The following is a 20,044-nucleotide window of genomic DNA, read 5'->3' as shown; positions in this document are numbered from 1 at the left end:
TGTTTCAGGAGGATCTTCATGGCTTTTAAATTAAAAGGAAAAGAAGAAAAATTTTTCAGTATTTTAGAAAATCATGCTGCTCTTACATATGAAAGCGCAGAGATGATGGAACGTGTGTTTAAAGGCGAAATCTCTAAAGAAGAGGCTTTTCTTGAAATTGATACAAAGGAAAAAGCTGCCGATGAATTAGTAACCGAAACTGTAGAACGTTTGCGTAAAACATTCATCACTCCAATGGATCGTGAAGATATTCAGCTCTTGATCGACCAATTGGATACTACATTGGATAATATCAAAGAAATTATGGACAAAATGGTTATGTATCACGTAGGTAAACCTAGTGATGGTGCTATCCGCATGAGTGAAATCGTTGTAAAATGCGTTAAGCATATCAATAAATCTATCGGTTACATGGGTAGCCTTAAAAAGGACCATGTGAAGGTAGAAGGCCGTGTACACCAAGTATTGAAACTTGAGTCTGAAGCGGATAATATTTACCACGAAGAAATGGCAAAACTCTTTACTGAGTGTACAGATCCAATTGAAATTATCAAATGGAAGGAAATCCTTAGTGCCATGGAGGATGTAATCGATGGTTGCGAAGATTTGGTTGGTACATTCCGCCGGGTAGTATTGAAGTATGCTTGATGCTCAATATTTAGTATGGCTAGTTGTATTTCTAGCATTAGCCTTCGACTATATCAATGGCTTCCACGATACGGCGAATGCCATTGCTACATCTGTTTCGACCCGTGCTATTGAACCTAAAAAGGCAATTATGATGACTGCGGCACTCAATTTCTTGGGGGCCATGGTTAGTACAGGCGTAGCAAAGACAATCGGTGGTGATATCGTAATGTCTGCGTCTCTCATTAATAGTGCGATTATCTCAGCAGCTCTTATTGGTGCTATCACATGGAACTTGCTTACATGGTATTGGGGGATTCCTAGTTCCTCATCTCATGCTCTTATCGGTGGTATTATCGGTGCTGTAGGTTGGTCCGTAGGGTTCGATGCTTTAAATGAGGCAGGGATTATAAAGATTTTCTTATCCCTTATTTTATCTCCAATTGTAGCCATGATTGGTGGCTATATTGTGATGAAAGTATTGTTGCTTATCTTTGGTAGATTTTCTCCAATCGTATTGAATGATAGATTTAGATCCATGCAAATTGTATCTGCCATCATGATGGCCTTTTCTCATGGTTCTAATGATGCGCAAAAGGCGATGGGGATTATTACCTTAACATTACTTAGCGGTGGCTTTATCGATACATTAGATGTACCATTATGGGTTAAACTTTGTTGTGCTACGGCTATGGCCATGGGTACAGCAGTAGGCGGTTGGAAAATCATCTCTACTATGGGGACTAAGATTTTCAAATTGGAAACTATCAATGGTTTCGCTGCTGACTTAAACTCTGCCATCACTATTTTTACAGCTACATTCTTACATTTACCTGTAAGTACTACACACGTTGTAAGTGGTTCCTTATTAGGCGTTGGTTCCTCTAAACGTTTGAAAGCTGTTAACTGGGGCGTAGCAAGATCTATGGTATTGGCGTGGTTTGTAACAATTCCATTATCTGGTATCGTAGCTGCCGTCGCTTACGAAGTAGGTCACTTACTATTTGGTTAATACATAACTACATAACTATATAACAATAAAAAGACTGCGAAAGCAGTCTTTTTTTCTTGTAGGACCTAAATTATACTTTGAAAAAGTATTTTTAATAGTATGTTGTAATTAGAATATACTGTTTATTATATGAGTCGTTAAATTTTGAGGTATCTCAATTAATAAAATCGTGTCTTATAAATAGGTAATAGAGTTAGATTTTGCCTGGTTTTAAATACTATATTCTATAAAAGCGATTTATCTATATTTGGCAACGTTGATGTTGGAATTCAAGTTGTATAGGAAGAAAAACTTATAAATATGTGGTTTTGTGAATTATGCGTTTTGTTAATAAATGCAGTTTATTACTCGTTTATAGGTTGTTTTTGGTTTGTTTAAAATGAATAACTATTGCATACTTATGTAATGGAGGTTATACTATCGGTAGAAGGAGTTTTTTAAGTGAAAAGTGAGGTAAGTATATGGCATGGGGTGGAACTAGACGCGGTGCCGGGCGCCCACGTAATCCTATTAAACGTATTGGTAGAACTATTCGACTCAGTGATGAAGAATTTCTTTCACTAAAACCCTTGATCATGGCCATTAAGGCAAATAATGATAAACGATATAGGCAACAATGTACTAGAAACGCATAAATATATATAGATAGATAAATATATAAACACATACATAACTAATTAGGCATTGTCACAGCATATACAACTTAATAAACTTTAAATCTAATTTACAATAACTCATTATTCCTAAATCTTTCAACTACAACACATCTCTACTCTCTAAATCATATGCTGTGTGCAATACAAGTAGTACGAAAAAGGTCCCAATTCATTTGAATTGGGACCTTTTTCGATTGTTATATTGCTATAATTTTAGGAATCCTTATATTACGTAGCGAATTTTTGAATCACTATAGTTTATTAGTCGATTTTTACACCGTGAATTTCTTCAGCTAAACGTTTTAGGGCATCAACTGTACGTACACCAGGAGTGATTTCAGAAAGTTTTACACGGATAAAGTGACCTTCTTTAACTGCTGTAATATCTTGAAGTTGAGGATTTGCTTTGATTTTTTCGATTTTTTGTTGGAAATCGTCGTCGTTACGAATAGAATTACCATAGTCAGCTATGATGATGTAGTCAGGGTTTTGCGCGATTACTGTTTCCCAAGAACCTTTAGCCCATGTTTTATCAACGCCTAAGCCGCTCATTACGTTGTCAGCACCGATGAGTTTCAATATGTTAGTAGTGTAACCTTCGAAGGCTGTGAATGGTTGGCCGTCTTCGGAGTCATAAATGAATACACGTTTACGAGGTAAGTCTTTTAATTTAGCTTGGATAGCCTCTAATGTTTTACGTTGACCTGCAACCCATTCTTCAGCTTTCGCTTTAACACCGAAGATCTCACCTAATTTAATCATGTCGCTAAAGTTAGTTTCTAGATCTGCTTTAGTAGATAACATAGATTCAGGAAGCCAGATATTAACCTTTTGTGCAATCATTTTGTCAGCAGGGATAGCACGTTTGCTGAAAGAGTCAGGCCAGCCTGTAGCAAAGTCAGGTTTTACGGACATGAACACTTCGTAAGAAGGCCATTTTTCTGCTAATACTTTTACCTTGTCATAAGATGCTTGAAGAGGTGGATAGATTTCTTCCTCTTTAAATGCAGTGCCTGCCATTTTGTCTTCAAGGCCTAATTGAAGCATCATTTCTGTCGTTGCTTGAGACATGGATACAGCATGAGTAGGGGAGGATTTTACAGCAAATTCAGTTTTTGTACCGTCAAATGTTTCACTCCACGTTACAGATTTGCCGTTGTCAGCCGTGTTTTTAGTTGTGTCAGAACCACAACCGGCGATAGCAAATGTGGCACATGCCATAGCAATTAATACTAATTTTTTTGATTTTCTTAAATTTTGGAACATAGTAAGCCCTTTCTTTTAATTAATAATATAAGTGATAGCGCCCTTCATCCCAAGAGGTTTTGAACGGAACTTCAAATATAGGTTCAAGAATTTCAGGTGTTAGTACCTCAGTTGGGGAACCTTCCTTGAGGATTGTTCCTTGATTCATAATCACGATATGATCACAATATTGAGCCGCTAGATTTAAATCGTGTAGAACTACGATCGTTGTACCATTGAAAGCTCGTAATTGTTTCATAAGTGCTACCTTATACTTCATATCTAGATGGTTAGTAGGTTCATCTAAAAGAAGTATTTGAGGTTTTTGTGTTAACGCTTTCGCAATAAAAACGCGTTGCTTTTCGCCACCTGAGAGATGATGAATTTCTTCGTCAGCTAAATGTGTAATGCCTACTTCGTTCATATAGTGCTCTGCGATCTTTACATCTTCTGCGCTATAGGTGCCGAAGTGTTGCTTATATGGATAACGGCCCATGAGGACGATATCTTTTACGAGAAAATCATCGATCATAGAGTCCCTAGACTGTGTTAAAACTGCTACTAATTGAGCAAACTCACGACCTTTATAAGACTCTAAGGGTTTATCATTTAATATAATTTTGTTTTTAGATGGTTGAAGCCGATATAGATGGCTAAGTAGTGTAGACTTACCACATCCATTCGGTCCAATTATGGCTGTTATTTTATTAGCCGGAAATGTTACAGAAATATTCTTTAACACTTCCTTTTTCTCATACGAGAAGGACAGCTGATTAATTTGATACATAGTATCTCCTGTAGACATGATATACACTAACCATTATGTTTGTAACGATTCATAATAATCCAAATGAAGAGTGGAGCCCCTAGTAAGGATGTAAGAACACCGATTGGAATTTCTTCCGGACTATACAGCGCTCTTGATAATACATCTGACCATATCATGACGATACTACCGATTAGAGCACTAAAGAGTAATGTGTTTCTATGCTTAGGACCACCCATAATTCTAGCGAGGTGTGGAATTATGAGTCCTATAAAGCCGACTACCCCCACTTTTGATACTAATGTGGCAATGACAATAGAGGATATAATAACGATGCTTAGCTGTAACTGTTTAACTGATAAGCCCATTTGTGCTGCTTCATGATTACCTAGTAGTAGCACATCAAGATCTTGATTAAACATATAGATGTATAGCATAAACAAGGTTACAATAATAGCCGTTAATGGTAAATCACCCCATTGAATGCCTGCGAAGCTACCTAGTAGCCAGAACATAGCACTTCGAACTTGTGCCTCGTGCTTGGCTCCGTAAATAATCATCATAGTTAAAGCCGAGAATACACCAGTCATACCCATACCTATGAGGATGAGCTTTACAGGGCTGTTACTTTTACCGACACAGAGTAATACCATTATGATGGAAAGAGCAGCGCCTAAGGCGGCAAAAATAGGCGTATTATACTGGCCTAAGAAGGGAAGACCACCCATGATGATAGCAAAGACGGCACCTGTACTAGCACCTGATGAAACACCTAATACATAAGGATCAGCCAGTGCGTTTCTTGTTACCGTTTGCATTAACAAACCCACAAGCGATAGGCCAATGCCTGTCAGTACCGAGTAGATAAGTCGTGGTAAGCGTATATCTGTAATAATCGTATCTGTCATCGAAGCTTTGGCGTTGGGATCAATCATCGACACAAGAGCTGAAATAATTTGATCTAAAGGGATAAAATTAGCCCCAAATTGCAAAGCTGTTACTAAGGAAATACAAAGTAGTACCCCTAGTATGAATACTTTTACCGAAGTCTGCATAAATTCTCCTTATTCTGTTTTGTGTAGGTGAAATATACCTCATCTAAGTATAGAGAGTTTTCAATATATATACAATATACATACCTGTATAGGTACAATTAGTATAGATATTCTATAGAAGTTTTATGATGCTTAAAGGTCTAGATGTAGAGCTGATAGTGTAATGGTATTGAATAATTTAAGTATAATTAGTGAAATAATATGAGTGGATATTCATGTGTTGGGTTGATATTAAAAAATTATAAAATGATTATTTTGATGTTAGATTTATTCATTTTTATAAGCTTATTGTTATTTTGATATATGAAAAACTGCTTAGAATAGCTATAATAGAATTATATGTATAGATGTAAGCTTAGGAGGTGTTAGCTTGTTACAAGATTTATTATCCGAGGATAATGTATCGTTTCACTATCCCGCTGAAACGTGGGAAGAGGTAATTCGTCACGGTGGCCAACTCATGGTTGATGCTGGTTTTACTGATCCATCTTATACAGAGGCTATGGTTGAGGTGGTACGCGAAATGGGTCCATATATTGTATTGGCCCCAGGTCTTGCGATGCCACATGCTCGTCCTGAACATGGCGCAAAACGAGTAGGTACAGCCTTAGTAACGTTGGAAAAACCATTGAACTTTGGTTGCCCAGATAATGACCCTGTATCTGTAGCATTGTTCTTATGTGCTCCTAATAAGGATGAACATATTCAATTATTGACAGATATCGCTACTTTGTTTGAGGATGAAGAATTTTTAGATGCCGCCGTTGAGTTTGAAAGTATAGATGATGTACAAGCATTCTTGGCAGAGCATTTAGACGATCAATAATAGATATAAAAGGAGGCAAATATGATTTCTGTATTAACTGTATGCGGTAATGGCATTGGTTCTAGCTTGATGCTAAAAATGAAAATCGAAGAGATTTGTGCTGAAAACGGTATTGATGCACAAGTTGAGTCTATCGATTTTAATGCAGCACAAGGTCGTAAGGCTGATCTTATCGTAACTGTAAAAGAATTAGCAGAACAATTCGAAGGTAAAAATATCGCTATTGTTCGCAGTTATATTAATAAAAAGAAAATCACAGAAGATGTTCTTGAAGCATTAAAACAAGCTGCGCAATAATTTTTAACAACTGTATATAGGAGGTAGTGCCATGGAAATGGTATTAGAGTTCTTACGTGACGTGCTGTCTCAACCAGCACTTTTAATTGGTATTATGTCATGTGTAGGCTTAGTTGCTTTGAAACGTCCGTTTCATAAGGTAATGACAGGTACATTGAAACCGATTCTTGGCTACTTAATGCTCGCAGCAGGCGCTGGCGTTATCGTTAGCAATCTTGATCCACTAGGCAAGATGATTGAACATGGCTTCCATATTACTGGCGTTGTACCAAACAATGAAGCTATCGTGGCGGTGGCACAAAAGGTTCTTGGCGTTGAAACGATGTCTATTCTCGTAGTAGGCTTATTGATGAACTTATGTATTGCTCGTTTCACCAAGTTCAAATATGTGTTCTTAACAGGTCATCACAGCTTGTTTATGGCATGTCTCATGTCTGCCGTACTCGGTACTGCAGGTTTGTCCGGTATGGAGCTCATCCTTGTGGGTGGTTTCTTGATGGGCGCATGGTCTGCAATTTCTCCAGCGATTGGTCAAAGCTACACATCTAAAGTTACTGATGGTGATGAAATTGCGATTGGTCACTTTGGTAGTTTAGGTTATTATCTATCTGCTTGGGTTGCTCAATATGTAGGTAAAGCTGAAGATAGCACAGAAGATATTGAAATCCCTGAAAAATGGGGCTTCTTGCGTGACTCTACATTATCTACTGCATTGACTATGATCGTATTCTATTTGATTGCAGCTATTGCAGCAGGCTCTGAATTCGTATCTACTTTATCTGGTGATATGAGTCCTTACTTATATGCTGTTATGAGCGCTATGAACTTTGCTGTAGGCGTAACAATCGTATACTCTGGTGTACGTATGATCTTAGGCGATTTGATTCCTGCCTTCCAAGGTATTGCTACAAAAATTATTCCTAATGCCATCCCAGCTGTAGACTGTGCTGTATTCTTCACATATGCTCCAACAGCTGTTGTATTAGGCTTCCTTAGCTCCTTCATCGGCGGTATCATCGGTATGCTTATCCTTGGTGCTGTAGGCGGTGTATTGATTATTCCTGGTCTTGTACCACACTTCTTCTGTGGTGCTACAGCAGGTATCTATGGTAATGCTACAGGTGGTCGTCGTGGTGCCGCAGTAGGTGCATTCCTTAATGGCTTAGCTATTACATTCTTACCAGCGATGGCGCTTCCAGTTCTTGGTCAATTAGGCTTCCAAAATACTACATTTGGTGATGCGGACTTTGCCGTAATGGGCCTTGTATTAGGCAATGCTTATGAATGGGTGGGTATGGCTGGTATTTATGGTATCGTAGCTATTGCCGCATTAGTACTTATCATTCCTAACTTTATCAAAACAAAAGGTAAAGTAATTAACTACGTAGAAGAGGACTAATGAAAACAACTATGCAACATAGTAATGTTGTAGTTAGATATGTATTTCTGACCATTGGTGCAATCAGTTTTGCCCTCGGTACAGCAGGCATCGTACTACCACTGTTGCCAACAGTTCCGCTTTATATGCTAGCATTATTTTGTTTAGCCCGAGGATCTGAACGACTTCATAAAATGTTTTTGGAGTCTAGTTTATATCAAAAGACTGTTGGTGCTTATGAACGCGATAAAGCGTTGACATTGCGGACAAAGTTGTCCATTCTCGCTTCTGTTACTACCATAATGGCTATCGGCGCCTATTTTAGTCAAAATATGCCAGTTGCTCTTATCGTGATGGGTCTCGTATGGATTGGTCATGTAATAGCATTAGCCTTTATTGTAAAAACAAAAAAATAAAGAATTATCTCTGATAATTCTGAATATAGCCTTGTAAGTTAGACTGCATTGGTTTAACTTGCAAGGCTTATTTTATTGTAAAATCAATAATACATAGGTAGGCGGTGTAATGCATAGAGTCTAATGAACAAAGTCTTATATATTACTGAAAATATCTTATATAGATTACAAATAGGAAAACTTATATTATTAAAGAAAAATGAATTATTACTATTTATAATTTGACAATGGATATCAATAAGTATACTATAATAATTATGTATTTATTAATTTTTATAGTATTTGTGTATATGGTGATCGTATGAATCCACATAATCATGCAGTTTCACATGCAGGAAATTCTATGTCGAGACATACAGTGTTTGACGGTATCGATTTGATGTTCCTTGATGTGAAGCAAGAAACGATTCAATTTTATGCAAAATCACATACAAAGACGTTTGCCATAAATCATTGTGAAGAGGGGCGCATTGAGTGCAAGTTTACATCTGGTGACTATTTATATATGGGGCCAGGTGATATGTCCATAGGATGGCATATTCATGCTGATTATCAACATGAGAACTACTTCCCTACAAAGCTCTTTAAAGGGATTGTATTACTCGTAGATGTTGAAAAGGCTCAACCCGTATTAGATGCACTTGTGACTGAAGCGCGCATCGATTTGACTCAATTAGCAAATCGATTCTGTGAGCATTCTGACTTTGGTATGATGATGGAAGAGACTGAATCTGTTCGTCAGATTTTTTCTAGTTTATATAATGTGCCTGATCAAATTAAGGGACACTATTTTAAATTAAAAGTTATTGAAATCTTCTTACTGTTATCTGTTATTTCGACAGCTAATCATGAAAAGAGAAGCTCCTACCGTAAACAACAAGTAGATATTGTAAAAGCTGTTAATGAACATATATCTACACAGTTTATGAAACGGATAACCATAGATTCCTTGTCTGAACAGTTTGATATTCCTACATCAACATTAAAGCGTTGTTTTAAAGGGGTATATGGTACGACAATCCATCACTATTTAAAGGAATGCCGTATTAATGCATCTAAGCGCTTGCTTCAAGAGTCAGATCGATCTATTTTAGAAATTGCTAATGCCGTAGGCTACGAGAATGGTAGTAAATTTACTAGTGCATTCAAAGAGGCCACAGGTGTAACGCCTAGTGCTTATCGTAAAGTATAAATACCTTAAGTTAAGCTGTACCAAGCCAAGGCATGCATTATGGTGTTAGTAATATTTAAAATATAAGTATTCAAGGCTTAGAACGAGTAGGTTATAAAACTTAATATTGTCCGAAATGTATATTTTTGGTCTTTTCGGAGTAGATATGCAAGATACACTTTGCTACTATTAAAATTGTAAATGATTTTCAATGTCATTAAATAGTGGCGGAGTGTATTTTTATATACCTAGTTTGATATATATTATTTGGAGGAGCGCTGATGAATAGGCGATTTACACGGGCGAGCCGATATCTCATACTGTCTTGTGCAGTAGCATATTGGTTGCAAATGCCTATCACTACCATGGCAGAAAATGCAACAGTAACAACTGATGTTGTACATGTTCGCGGTACATGGGCTGAAGAATTAGCAAAACAAGAGTCGCAACAAACGACAATTATTACAAAGCAAGATATTGCAAAGAAACAAGCAAAATCTGTTGAAGATATTGTATTTACAGAAACTGGTGTATCTAGAACTGTAGACGCCATGGGGCGTGTCGGTGTATCTATTCGGGGGGCAGATCCACGACATACATTGATTCTCGTTGATGGTCAACCTGTCATGGGGGATCTTGCTAAATACCAAGGTGCTGGCGATGAGTTGCAACGCCTAGGTACAGAAAACGTGGAACGTATAGAAGTCATTCAAGGTGCAGCCAGTGCCAAGTATGGCTCTGATGCTATTGGTGGTGTTATTAATGTTATCACCAATAAACCTAAGAAGAATGCATCCGTTCAATTTAATGCGGAAGGTCGTAGAGAAAAAGGGGATGGCGATGTTGTGCCATATTCTAACTTCTTTATGCGCGCAGACTCAGGTTCTTTAGGTAAATTAAAGGTTAATATTCACGGTAGTAAACGTGATATTATGCCGATTTATGCCAGTGAAGCTCGTCGTGCGACGACTATGACAAGTGACGAGGACCATGGTTTCTTAAAGAACTCTTTACGTTACTATGGTACAAACTCCAATGTAGGCCTTGGTGCGACTTATGATTTCAACGAAAATCACTCCTTAGGTCTTCGTATTGATCGTTATAATGAGGACTTAGAGCGCTATGTAAAACGTAGTGATTCTTTCATGGAGCCACAAGTACATTACAAGCGTGATTTAGATCGTAATAATCTCAATTTGAGTTATACAGGCAAAGATAAGAAAAGCTCTTGGAAGGCTGAAGTAAATTATACGCGCACGAAAGAGGATGATTTAACCTTAACAAGTGATTATGGCAATAGTACATATGAAGGTAAAAATACATTAAACTATGTTGATAATGTAGACCATCGTCAATGGAACTTAACATTTGGTGCTGACACACAGCTCAATAAAGATCATCTCTTATCCTATGGTGTAGGTTTTGTTCGTGAAACTGGTGAAGGTAGCCGTCTTAAAAATGCACCTACAACCTATAAGCGTCATATCGACCCATGGGATTACGATAAAAGCTTAGCCGTTAAAAATGGTGTGCCATCCTCTACGATTTATGACCATTCTTTCAAAAAGAATGAAGCCGGCGTAGAGCAATGGAATAAGGAGAAAGAGTGGTATAATGGCGACAAAAATACGCCTAGCACATTGCCAGAGTTTACTTATGAAGAGTATGTGCAATATTTAGATTCTAATGATAATGATTCATCTGCAGTTATGGGCTTAGTTGATGGTCCTACTACGGAACGAACATTGAAGAAGCTTAATCCAGAAGCTTATGCTCGTTATCAACAATTTGCAAAACGCTTATTAGAAGAAAATAAAGCTTTCATCGAAGATTATCATGCTAATAAAGAAGGTAAAACGGATGCAAATGGCAAGTACTATCCTGCATTACATGATGCGTATTTACCAAGTTTCTACTATGGCGCTGTATCTGGCTTTGATAATACACAATTGAAATTAAATGGTTCTTATTTTAAAGAAGAGTATTTAAAACGTGTAAATCAACAAACGGCAGGTCGTGCTGAAATTAAGAAGTTTAACTTCTATGTACAAGATACATGGCAAGTTAATAAGAATACTACTTTATCTCCAATTGTCCGCTTAGATCACAGTGATAAGTTCGGTTCTAACTTGTCTTTCAACTTGGGCATGACTCACAATGTGAAAGGCAATGTACATCGCCGATTAAAAGCGAATGTAGGCACTAGTTATACAGAACCTGGTATGGGCGAATTGTACTACAACTGGGAAATGTATGGGCCTAATATTACCTTCGCTACTATCGGTGGCGGTGAAGCTCGTCTAGGCTGGTATTGGGTAGGTAATCCAAACCTTAAACCAGAAAAATCAATGAACTTTGATTTGTCTTTGGAAGGGGAAAATAAAAATACCTATGCGAAGATAGGAGTGTTCCATAACAATATCCGCAATTATATGTCCATCTATAATACGGGATATTTGATGGACTTCCATCCACAATACGATGAATCCACTACGCTAGGGGCGTCCAAATTCGGTCATGCGCCTGATATGATTTATAGTTTCCGAAACATCGGTAAAGCTCAAATTACAGGTCTTCAATTTGAAGTAAAACAAACATTGAATAAGCACTGGAAAGCTCGTTTAGGTTATACTTATTTGCGTGCCCTCAATAAGAGCGACAAGGATATGCCTAGAGAACTATTGGATAAGCCTCGTCATAAAGTTGATATCGGCGTAGACTTTGAAGATAAGGCCAGTGGTTGGAGCGGTAGCTTATGGGGCGATTATTACATTCGCATGTTAGATAGTAATTCTCTATCTGGCGGCGGTAATTACATGGTTTCCTATGTCGACCCTAACGATTCCAATAAATCTGTTATTCGTTATAATTTGAACAATAGACGTAGTGCCGATATGTACGACCGTAAAACCTATGGTATTTGGAACTTTATGATTCAAAAGAAAATCAATAAAGATTCTCGCGTATACTTTGGCATTGATAATATCTTTAATCATCGCGACGATAACCGTGCGTTGTCAGCCCGTGTATATCGTGTAGGTTTAAATATGAAATTTGGTTTAGGCTCTGGTGAAAGTAAAGCAAAGCTTACGAAAGAACAATTGGAAGCATTACCACCAGCAGTGCTTACCGACTTCATTACACGCCCCTTTGATGAATCTAAATCTCGTGGCGTAGAGCTAGTAGGCGATTATCGCGTGCGTAATGATAGTCACTTAGGGTCAGATCGTCCTGAAACGAAAGTAACACCAACGAGCTATGTAGCCGATGATGCAGCGAAGAACTTGGCTGATCGCAAGGAGCATGGCTTAAATCAACGTATTCGCGTCGGCGTTGATGCTCGTATCAACGACAATACTAATGTGCGTGTTGTAGGTAGTGCTTCTGGTCAATCTGGCGTAGACAGCAGTCATGAAACAGAAGGGTCTAAAGGCTTTAATCATCAACGTCTTGAAGAGTTTGATGTAACACATCATGGCTCTAAATGGGATCATAGTGCAGGTAGAATTACCGAATCGATGGGCGTTACAGGGTACTGGTTCAACAAGGAGTACGATGGTATTCGCAGCGTTTGGACTAATAAGAATACCCAAGTTCGCGTAGGTGTTGGTAGCTTTAAACACAGTACCGGTATCAGCGATAGTGCCTATATACATGCTATTTATACGAACTTTAAACGGGTTCCTACGGTAGATGAGTTCGTAGGCATTACGGGCGATACTGATGGTAGTAATAAAGAGCTTATCGTACCTGAAGCAGGGGATAAGATTAATTTCTATCAACAATTAAAAGCATTGCGTGATAAGGAAAGCGCTTTAGAAGGGGAAGTTAAGGATTTAAAACAAAAAATTGAGGACCTTAACTCAGATATTTGGTGGAAAGAATTTATTGATGAGTTGCCAGCAGACCAATTAGCTCCACTAAAAGCAGACCTTGCGAATTTACAAGCTAAATTACCAGAGGTAGAGGCGCGCGTAGCAAAAGAGCGTGAGCCATTACGTGCGGCTCAGTTTGATGTAGTTCGTCGCATGCAAGAAATTGTAGCAAAAGCCTATGGTCCTGATGCGGATAAACAAAAGGTGTTGCTTGAAATGCCAGAAGTTAACGCTAAGTTTACTTATAAAGACAAGCGTTATGATGAAGACACTGAGCAATGGGTTCCTGATGAAGGTACCATTAATACGAAGATTTCTGCTGGTAAAATCGGTTTAACTGAAAATGATCCGTTATTTGAAGTTAAGTTGAGCGATACCTCTGTATTAGCAGATAATGGTAAAACATTCTTAACGAATTGGTACAACCAAAATAAAGCGGCTATTGAAGCGGCATACCGTAAAACAGCACAAGATCGGGCAGCTCTTATCTTTAACAAAGATGCTACCTATACTGTTAGCTTCGACGATAATGCTTTTGATGGCTTAGAAGATAATATTTATAAGGTTAACTCCGTTGATGTTAAAGATTACGGTTTATCCAATGTGATTAATGTAAAAAATAGTGATCATTACCCACAATTATTGGCGTCCTATTTTAATGGTTTGACTCGTCTTCTTGAAAAGGCTGATGGCCATAGTAGATTGCCTAGAGAAGCATTAGGTAAATATACTGGTAATGTTATTCCAACGACTGGTATTGTATTACAACAAGATATAGTACCACCAATTGAAAAAGCTGCCTATGTTCAAGTTAAACATATGGTGACACCACGCCTTGGTTTAGCGGCTTGGTACTTGCGCTCCTTCGGCGGCAGCGATTATCGTTTCTATACAGCAAATGGTAATGCTACTGAAGAACATGCATTTAACAATGTAGCTAATGTATTTGGTGTAGGTGCAAAATATCAATTAAATCATAACGCAAGTATTTCCTTCGATTATGGTCAAAACCGTAGTGACTTTGGTCGCTTCTTGAATGGCAATACTCATTATGAGCATCAAGCTGGTTCCTCTCAATTTGATATTAAAGGTCGTGATGTTGGTGGTACACCACACTTCTGGGCATTGCGCTTCGATGTAGGCCGTGCAGATATGAATAAACCAGGCTCTTGGAATGCCTATGTGGATTATAAATACTTCGCACATGGTTCCTTCTTCGGCGGCAATGGTACAGAGGCCGTACCTGATCGCTACTTAGATGGTATTAAGAGCTTCACCTTTGGTGGTGGTTATGTACCAACTAAAGATCTACTTTTACAAGCATTCTATACATTTGATGCAAAAGGGATCAATAAACGAGATACCTTATATGGATCTGAAAACTTCAAACTTGGGAATTATACTCGTTTCCAAATGACGTATAAATTCTAAAAATTTATTCCGATTTGTCCAAAACGTATATTTTTGGTCTTTTCGGAGTAGATATGCAAGATACACTTTGCTAACATTAAAATGTGAATGATATTCAATGTCATTATATGTTGGTAAAGTGTATCTTTTTTCTTTTTGTGTGGGAGATACAAAACTTATGGTTAGTTAGAATTTGAGGAGGGCACAATGAACAGGTGGGGACATACAAAGCGCAACATCATTCTGTCTAGTGCAGTTGCCTTATGGCTTAGCGCGCCTCTCGTAGTTTGGGCGGATAATGCGACTGTCACGACAGATGTGGTTCATGTTAAAGGAACATGGGCTGAAGAAGCAGCAAAATTAGACTCACAGCAAGTGCAAATCATTACCAAGAAAGAGATTGAAAAGAAACAGGCGAAGTCCGTCGAAGATATTATATTTACTCAAACAGGTGTATCTAGAACCGTTGATGCTATGGGCCGTGTTGGTGTATCCATCCGCGGTGCCGAAGCGCGTCACACACTGATCCTTGTAGATGGGCAACCCGTACTAGGCGATTTTGATAAGTACTCTGGTGCAGCAGACGAAGTACAACGGTTAGGTACGGAAAATGTTGAGCGTATTGAAGTTATTCAAGGTGCTGCTAGTGCTAAATACGGCTCTGATGCTGTAGGTGGTGTAGTTAACATCATTACTAAAAAGGCACAAAAGAAACCATCTTTGCAATTAAATGCAGAAGGTATGCGCCGTAAGAGCGATGGCGATGCGTTCCCATTCCAAAACTTCTTCATTCGTGCCGACTCTGGTCAAATGGGGAAATTGAAGGTCGGTTTATCTGGTAGTAAACGAGACCTCATGCCTGTATTGGCGTCAGTTAGCCGCCGTGCATCTGGTATGGCTTATGACTATGCAAAACATAATTTTAAGCCCAATGTACTTCGCCACTATGGTGATGCGGCCGATATCGGTCTTGTAGCAACTTATGATGCAAACGATAAAAATAAATTTGAAATGCGTCTCAACCGGTATACAGAAGATCTTGTGCGCGATGTTAAACACTCTGACTCCGACTTAGAGCCTCAACAACACTTTAAACGTACTGCAGATCGTAATACGGCAAACTTGCAATGGTCCTCTCGAGCTGGTAAAAGTGACTGGACTGTTGAAACTAACTACTCTCGCATCAAAGAAAATGACGTAGCCCTCATTAGTTATACTGGTCGTTCTGCTTATGAAGGCTCCAATGAGTTGCGCTATATCGATAATATCGATCACCGTCAATTAGACATTCGAGCTAATGCGAATACACAACTCAACAAAAATCACTTGCTTAGCTACGGCGTGAGCTATGCTCGTGAAGAAGGCTCTGGTAGCCGATTGAAGAGCTCTCCTAATACAAGCACAATGTATATCGATCCATGGGAATACGATAAGAGCTTGCTAGTGGATAAACTTGATCGTCTTGTAAGACGTAAGGGTGATAACAGTATTAAGGTATATTCTCACATCCACGACTACAAATTCATCAATTCCGGTGGTGGCATGCCGCAATGGGATATGGATTATGAATACTATGGTGCCGAAACAGATGCTCAAAAACCAGGTATTACATACGATGACTATATAAATTATGGTTTATCTGAAAGCCGATTAAGTGATTGGTCTAGTACATCCCCTAATAATCAACCTGTAACGGATGAGTTTAAAGCTCGTTATAAAGCTTTAGAAGATCGTTTAAAAGCAGAAAACCCTGTATTATCTGCTACACGTGCCAATATCGTAGGTGACTACTTTAAATATGGCGAGTCCAATGACCCAGAAATGCGTAAAAAAGCGCCTAAGTTAAATGGTAAAGCCTTCTTAGAAGAGTACCGTAATCGAGACCAACGATTGACTACTGGTAGCGGTTCAATCCGCAAGTTAAACGCTTATATTTCTGATACATGGCAAGTAAATAAAAACTTAACATTATCTCCAATTCTTCGCTTTGATAACAGTAGCTTGTTTGGTTCTAACTTATCTGCTTCCTTAGGTATGACCTATAACGTAAATGGTAATACACACCGTAGATTTAAAGCCAATGTAGGTACTGGTTATACAGAGCCTGGTATGGGTGAATTGTGGTATAACTGGGAAATGTACGCTTCTAACCCTGTAGGGATTGGTGTAGCGAAACTCGGTTGGTACTGGGCTGGTAATCCTAATTTGAAACCTGAAAAATCTGTCAACTTTGATATGAGCTTGGAAGGTGAAAATAAAAATACTTATGCGCGCGTAGGCGTATTCCACAACCGCATCAAGAACTATATGTCTGTATACTTCACAGGGGACTTCATGGACTTTGCACCATACCTCAAAGGCGATGCGAAGTACCAACGGGCACCAGATATGATTTACAGCTTTAAAAATATTGGTAAAGCAGAAATCACAGGTGTTCAAGCGGAAGTACAACAAAAGTTCGGCAAATATTGGTCTGGTAAGTTAGGGTATACATACTTGCATGCCATCAACAAGAGTGATCCAAGTATGCCTCGTCAATTGCTTGATAAACCAATGCACAAAGTTGACATCGGTATTACTTATGACAATCCTAAATCCGGTTGGAATGGCTCCATTTGGGGTGATTATTATATCAACATGCTTGATAGTAATACCCTTAACAATGGCGGTAACTACTGGCCAGATATCTTGTCCGGTGATGCAGGCGTTTATAATAAGCAAACCTATGAAAAGAAAACATTTGGCATTTGGAACGTAATGGTTCAAAAACGATTCAATAAAAATGCCATGATGTACTTTGGTATCAACAATATCTTTAACCATCGCGATGATGACCGTGCTACACAAGAACGGGTATACCGCATGGGCGTTAACCTTAAATTCGGCGGTGGAGATGGTACCAAAACGACGGCTATTGGCAAGACGAAAGATGGTGCAAAGGCTAGTGTAGCAGGTGCCAATGTAACGGGCGCTAATGGCGAAGTTACAAATGCTGAATCCGGTGTACAAAACGTAGCTGATGTAGTTCGTTTAACTGACTTTATTCGTTCTGATTTTGATACCACAAAAGAGCGTGGTGTTACATTAGTTGGCGACTACAGAGCGCGCTGGATGGCACATGATGGTTCTAATAGACCGCAATCTCCATTTAGAGCGAACTCTGCTATTGGTTCTGCGAAAGCGAATATGTACGATGCTAATCGTCATAGCTTTGAACAACGCTTGCGCCTTGGCTTCGATGCACGCCTTAATGAGTTTACAAACCTCAAAGTTATCGGCAGTGCGACTGGCATGAGTGGTGTAGATACAAGCTGGACTCAATCTGATTCTAAAGGCTTTAACCATCAACGACTCGATACAGTGGATCTCACGAGACGCGTTAAAAAATGGGACGTATCTGTAGGCCGCTTAACAGAGCCTATGGGGGCGAGTGGCTATTGGTTCGGTCAATCTTATGACGGTGTTCGTGCCGTTTGGAACGGTCATGACTCTCAAGTTCGTATTGGTGTTGGTACTTTCAAACATAGTACAGGTATCACTGATTCTGCCTATACTCACGCAGTACATGAAGTTATCTACAGACCGCCAACAGCGGCTGAGTTAATCGGTATTAATCGCGATGAGTTCCCATACGATATTGAAAGTGCTACTAAAACCGGTTCTGATGGTGAGAAAAAATCTAGTGAAGATACAGCTGCACCAGATAGCCCTAATGGTATTTATGATTCTACTTATAAAGGTAAGACAGATAGCATCTACTTCTATCAACAGCTAAAAGGATTACAAGCTGAATATGAAGCTTATAAAGCTACATTGAATCTAAGTTGGAGCAATCCGAATCGGGATCAAGAAATTGAAAAGGCTAATGCAAAGCTTGCGGAAACACAACAAAAACAAGCTCAAGTAATGAGTCGCTTACAAGATATTCTTGCTAAGGCATACCCTACAGATATGGCTGAGAAGAAATTCTCCCTCGATATTCCATCTGGTGGTTATGCAATGTATGAAATCACTAATAAGAATACAGGGGAAAAACTCTATAAGACAGGGGACATTATGTATAATGTGAACTCTTCTTTATACCCTGAATACTTAAAAGAAAAGGCTAAAGGTCTTATCGTATCTGCTGATAATAAAGATGCTTTAGTAAATCCTAAAGCCTATGTTGAAAAACATAGTGACGAGATCAATCAATCCGTAGCAGAAATTGCTAAATATAATGCTACAGATAACTGGAGCAACTATAACAATAGTGAGCTTGATGTGGTTTGGGTTAAACAGCCAGATGGCACATTCAAACAATCTTATGATTACTATGGACAACCAGCTAGTGATTATGAGTTCACTGGATACTTAGGTGCTAAAACATATAAATACGATAGTGGTAGCTATGTATTTAACGATTTTGATGCTAAAGATGCGATTTACAAAAAGAACTTTACAATGGCCTCCAATGATTGGGGTGAAGGTAGTTCTTACTATGGTTGGGGCATGCCAAATGCATTGTTCAACTATATGTATAATCTTGAAAAGGTTGTACATGATGCAGAGTCTGAAAACAAATTACCACGTGAAGCGATTGGTAAAATCATTGGCAACTTGATTCAAACAGAAGGGGTAGTTCTTGAAAAAGACAGTGTACCAGCAATTGATAAAGCCGCCTTTGTTCAATATAAGAAACAAATAGGCTCTCGTCTTGGTTTACAAGCGTGGTATTTACGCTCCTTTGGCGGTAAAACGCATACATACCTAAATGCAAATGGCAACGGTAATGATGAACATAGCTTCTCCAATGTAGCTCATGTATTTGGTATCGGCGCTAAATATCAATTAGGTGCTAATGCATCTGTTACAGTTGATTACGGCCAAAACCGCTCCAACTTGGGCCGTTATTTAAATGGTAACACTGTATACCAACATGAACGTGGCACAGCAGACTTTGCTCTTAAAGGTCACGAAATGGGTGGTACACCACACTTCTGGATGGCTCGTCTAGATATTGGTCGTGCTGACCTAGATATTCCAAAATCTTGGAATGCGTTCATCGATTACAAACACTTTGAACATGGCTCCTTCTTCGGTGGCAATGGTACTGGCGCGGTACCGGATCGTTATCTTGACGGTATTCGCAGCTTTACATTTGGTGCTGGCTATGTACCTCGCAAGGATTTACTCCTTGAGGCATTCTACACATTCGATGCGAAGGGCACTAATAAACGAGATACTTTATATGGTAGTGAAAGCTTTAAGTTAGGCGATTATACAAGAATTCAAGGGACCTACAGGTTCTAATATTCAGTCTGTAAACAG

General features: G+C 38.8%; 13 protein-coding genes. 10 read left to right on the top strand and 3 right to left on the bottom strand.

The window, feature by feature from the left end:
* Window positions 1-18 precede the first annotated feature (18 nt).
* From KH364_RS06945 to KH364_RS06935, 3 genes are all read left to right on the top strand, one after another.
* Complete coding sequence (locus KH364_RS06945; protein ID WP_009351206.1) at window positions 19-648, top strand: DUF47 family protein; 630 nt, start codon at window positions 19-21, stop codon at window positions 646-648.
* Window positions 641-1,639, top strand: a complete 999-nt coding sequence (locus KH364_RS06940) for an inorganic phosphate transporter (RefSeq protein ID WP_273299082.1) — start codon at window positions 641-643, stop codon at window positions 1,637-1,639. Before KH364_RS06945 ends, KH364_RS06940 begins: the two co-directional genes overlap by 8 nt.
* A gap of 461 nt (window positions 1,640-2,100) precedes the next feature.
* On the top strand, window positions 2,101-2,274 hold the full coding sequence (locus KH364_RS06935; protein WP_199176261.1) for a hypothetical protein: 174 nt from the start codon (window positions 2,101-2,103) through the stop codon (window positions 2,272-2,274).
* 282 nt (window positions 2,275-2,556) lie between these two features.
* Here KH364_RS06935 and KH364_RS06930 read toward each other — a convergent pair whose 3' ends face one another.
* The 3 genes from KH364_RS06930 to KH364_RS06920 are packed head-to-tail and all read right to left on the bottom strand — an operon-like array spanning window position 2,557 to window position 5,361.
* Window positions 2,557-3,561: an ABC transporter substrate-binding protein gene (locus tag KH364_RS06930; RefSeq protein ID WP_273299081.1), complete on the bottom strand. Its 1,005-nt coding sequence runs from the start codon at window positions 3,559-3,561 to the stop codon at window positions 2,557-2,559.
* 19 nt (window positions 3,562-3,580) lie between these two features.
* Window positions 3,581-4,327, bottom strand: coding sequence for an ABC transporter ATP-binding protein (locus KH364_RS06925; RefSeq protein ID WP_273299080.1), 747 nt, complete (start codon window positions 4,325-4,327; stop codon window positions 3,581-3,583).
* Between the two features lie 26 nt (window positions 4,328-4,353).
* Window positions 4,354-5,361 carry an iron ABC transporter permease gene (locus tag KH364_RS06920; RefSeq protein ID WP_273299079.1) on the bottom strand — a complete coding sequence of 336 codons (1,008 nt, stop codon included), beginning with the start codon at window positions 5,359-5,361 and terminating at the stop codon, window positions 4,354-4,356.
* Between the two features lie 370 nt (window positions 5,362-5,731).
* Here KH364_RS06920 and KH364_RS06915 point away from each other — a divergent pair, with 370 nt between their 5' ends.
* The 7 genes from KH364_RS06915 to KH364_RS06885 all read left to right on the top strand — a co-directional run bounded on the left by KH364_RS06915 (window position 5,732) and on the right by KH364_RS06885 (window position 20,026).
* Complete coding sequence (locus KH364_RS06915; protein WP_273299078.1) at window positions 5,732-6,187, top strand: PTS sugar transporter subunit IIA; 456 nt, start codon at window positions 5,732-5,734, stop codon at window positions 6,185-6,187.
* A gap of 21 nt (window positions 6,188-6,208) precedes the next feature.
* A complete protein-coding gene (locus KH364_RS06910; RefSeq protein WP_009351056.1) occupies window positions 6,209-6,484 on the top strand; it encodes a PTS sugar transporter subunit IIB in 276 nt (91 codons plus the stop codon).
* A 31-nt stretch (window positions 6,485-6,515) separates the two neighbouring features.
* The gene (locus KH364_RS06905) at window positions 6,516-7,883 is read left to right on the top strand and encodes a PTS ascorbate transporter subunit IIC (RefSeq protein ID WP_009351123.1); all 1,368 of its coding nucleotides are present in this window, start codon (window positions 6,516-6,518) and stop codon (window positions 7,881-7,883) included.
* On the top strand, window positions 7,883-8,278 hold the full coding sequence (locus KH364_RS06900) for a YbaN family protein (protein WP_273299077.1): 396 nt from the start codon (window positions 7,883-7,885) through the stop codon (window positions 8,276-8,278). The genes KH364_RS06905 and KH364_RS06900 overlap by 1 nt, the downstream gene beginning before the upstream one ends.
* Window positions 8,279-8,579: 301 nt before the next feature.
* A complete protein-coding gene (locus KH364_RS06895; RefSeq protein ID WP_337957112.1) occupies window positions 8,580-9,470 on the top strand; it encodes an AraC family transcriptional regulator in 891 nt (296 codons plus the stop codon).
* 260 nt (window positions 9,471-9,730) lie between these two features.
* Window positions 9,731-14,755, top strand: coding sequence for a TonB-dependent receptor (locus KH364_RS06890; protein ID WP_273299075.1), 5,025 nt, complete (start codon window positions 9,731-9,733; stop codon window positions 14,753-14,755).
* A 186-nt stretch (window positions 14,756-14,941) separates the two neighbouring features.
* Window positions 14,942-20,026: a TonB-dependent receptor gene (locus KH364_RS06885; RefSeq protein ID WP_273299074.1), complete on the top strand. Its 5,085-nt coding sequence runs from the start codon at window positions 14,942-14,944 to the stop codon at window positions 20,024-20,026.
* Window positions 20,027-20,044: the final 18 nt, after the last annotated feature.

The organism is Veillonella sp. oral taxon 158 (assembly GCF_018376515.1).
GTDB lineage: Bacteria > Bacillota > Negativicutes > Veillonellales > Veillonellaceae > Veillonella > Veillonella rogosae.
Note: the sequence above shows the minus strand (reverse complement) of the source record. Positions and strands in the feature narration are given on the sequence as shown.